This is a genomic window from Escherichia sp. AM3 (assembly GCF_032029835.1).
In the GTDB taxonomy this organism is placed as follows: Bacteria; Pseudomonadota; Gammaproteobacteria; order Enterobacterales; family Enterobacteriaceae; genus Escherichia; species Escherichia coli.
On the sequence record NZ_JAVUPQ010000556.1, the window covers coordinates 1 to 473 of the forward strand.

A 473-nucleotide genomic window follows, 5' to 3' on the forward strand; every position below is an offset into this window, starting at 1 on the left:
ACATCAGCGATGGCAAAGCGTTTGACCTGGTGACCCTGCCGGTCAGCCAGATGGGGATGGCCGTTGCGCCGTTTGAGAAGCCGCATCCGGTCCTGCGCATTCAGCCGCTACAGATCACCGCCTCCGGTACGCTGCCGGAGACCCTCACCACGCTGCCAGCACTCCCGTCGCTGGACGGGCTTACACAGCGTAAACTTCAGCTCTCCATGGACCCGATGCTCGACATGATGGGCATGCAGGCGCTGATGAAGAAGTACGGCAATCAGGCCATGGCGGGAATGCATCACGGCCAGATGATGGGCCATATGAATATGGACCACGGCAATATGGGCGGCATGGATCACGGCGGCCATGGTTTCGATTTCCACAACGCCAACCGCATCAACGGCAAAGCGTTCGATATGAACACGCCCATGTTCGCCGCCACGAAAGGGCAGTTTGAACGCTGGGTGATTTCAGGCGAAGGCGACATG

At 59.2% G+C, this 473-nt stretch carries 1 pseudogene; it reads left to right on the forward strand.

Going from position 1 to position 473, the window contains the following annotated elements:
* A pseudogene (locus tag RTW80_RS27200) lies at nucleotides 1–473 on the forward strand (multicopper oxidase); the annotation flags it as partial.